Origin of the sequence: Ornithinibacillus halotolerans (assembly GCF_014637405.1) — a bacterium.
Taxonomy (GTDB): domain Bacteria; phylum Bacillota; class Bacilli; order Bacillales; family Amphibacillaceae; genus Ornithinibacillus; species Ornithinibacillus halotolerans.
In genome coordinates, this window is record NZ_BMEY01000040.1 from 1 (window position 1) to 1,845 (window position 1,845).

Genomic DNA, 1,845 nt, shown 5'->3' on the forward strand with positions numbered 1-1,845 from the left:
AAGAGGCTGGGACAAAACCCCAGTAATAATTAAAAACGTAGCACTTCCATTTCGAATGGTAAGTGCTACGTTTATTTTTAATATTCTAACTCTTCCTAGTAAACAAAAAGGATACCATCTGATAAAATTAAAGTAACCACACCATAACTTTCAGGAGGTATCCTTATGTTTAAACATTATACCATGAAACAAGTTGTTTTGCCGCTAGATTTAGAAATTAAATTACAAGAAAACGATATTGCCTATGCAGTGAACAATGTGGTGGAAAGTATTCCAGACAAGGCATTTGATATTTTTTTACGTGACACTGGTTGTCCATCCTATCATCCACGAATGATGATGAAAATTATTTTGTGCGCCTACACGCAATCTGTTTTTTCTGGCAGAAAGATAGAGGGTTTACTCACGGATAGTGTACGAATGATGTGGCTAGCTCAAGGGTATGAACCGAGTTATCGTACGATTAATCGTTTTCGTGTCCATCCAGAGGTAAAAGAATTACTACGCCAATGCTTCGTACAATTTCGCTGTCAACTTGTCCAAGAAAAACAGATTGATGAAGAAGCAGTCTTTATTGATGGAACGAAGATAGAAGCAAATGCCAATAAGTTTACATTTGTTTGGCGTAAATCGATTGAAAAATATAGCGCTAATTTAGTGGAAAAGTCTAACCAAATGTATGATGAATTATTGGAGCAGGAGATTATTCCAGAAATTGAAAGGGAAAGTTCAGACGAACTTTCAACGGAAGAACTTCAAAAAATAGTAGAAAAGCTAGACAACACGGTAGAAGAATACGACAAAAAAATAGAAGCAAGTGCAGATGTGAATGAGCGTAAGAAGCTTCGCTCCGAACGTAAAGCACCGAAACAATATCGCAAACAATTCAAGAATTATTTAGAGCGAAAACAAAAGTATCAAAATGACATGAAAATATTCGATGGACGCAATAGCTATTCGAAGACGGATCATGATGCCACGTTTATGCGAATGAAAGATGATTATATGAAGAATGGACAGTTAAAAGCAGGCTATAACGTCCAGCTTGCGACAGAAGGACAATATGCGCTCGCCTATCAAGTGTTTCCTAATCCGACGGATACACGCACATTCGTTCCTTTCTTAGATACTCTAGAGAGTTTTTTTAAGTTACCAAAGTATATTGTGGCAGATGCAGGTTATGGTAGCGAACAAAATTATGAGAATGTCATCAATCAACGAAAGCGCATCCCGCTCATTACCTATAGCCAATACCGAAATGAGAAGAAGAAGAAGAGAAATAAGAATGACTCTTTCCATGTAGCAAATTGGGAATACAATGAGGATGAAGATACCTTTACATGTCCAAACAATAAATCGCTGACATTTCGTTATTTATCTAACCGAACAGATAAATACGGATATACACGAACATTTAAAGTCTATGAATGTGAGGACTGTTCCGGTTGCCCATTACGTTCCCAGTGCACTAAAGCTAAAGCAGGGAAAAACCGTAAAATCTATTACAACGAAAAATGGGAACAACAAAAAGAATATATAAAACAGCAGCTTTCGAATAAAGAAACTGGTGAAATCTACGGAAAACGTAAAATTGATGTAGAGCCAGTCTTCGGATTTCTGAAGGCTAATTTGTGCTTCACTCGAATGTCCGTTAGGGGCAAAGAGAAAGTAGAAAATGAATTAGGATTTGCGTTCATGGCGGTTAATCTAAGGAAATACACCGCCATGAAAGGCAATCGAACAATAAATTGTGAAAATAATCCAAAGAAAAATGGTTCCTATCATCTATTTTTGATGATAGGAACCATTTTTAGTTATTTTCGGCTAGTTTTGTCCCAGCCTCTT

General features: G+C 36.7%; 1 protein-coding gene. It reads left to right on the forward strand.

What is annotated here, in order from left to right; all coding sequences use genetic code 11:
* Positions 1 to 165 precede the first annotated feature (165 nt).
* A partial coding sequence (locus tag IEV35_RS19935) for an IS1182 family transposase (RefSeq protein WP_188386408.1) occupies positions 166 to 1,845 on the forward strand: 1,680 nt, incomplete at its 3' end.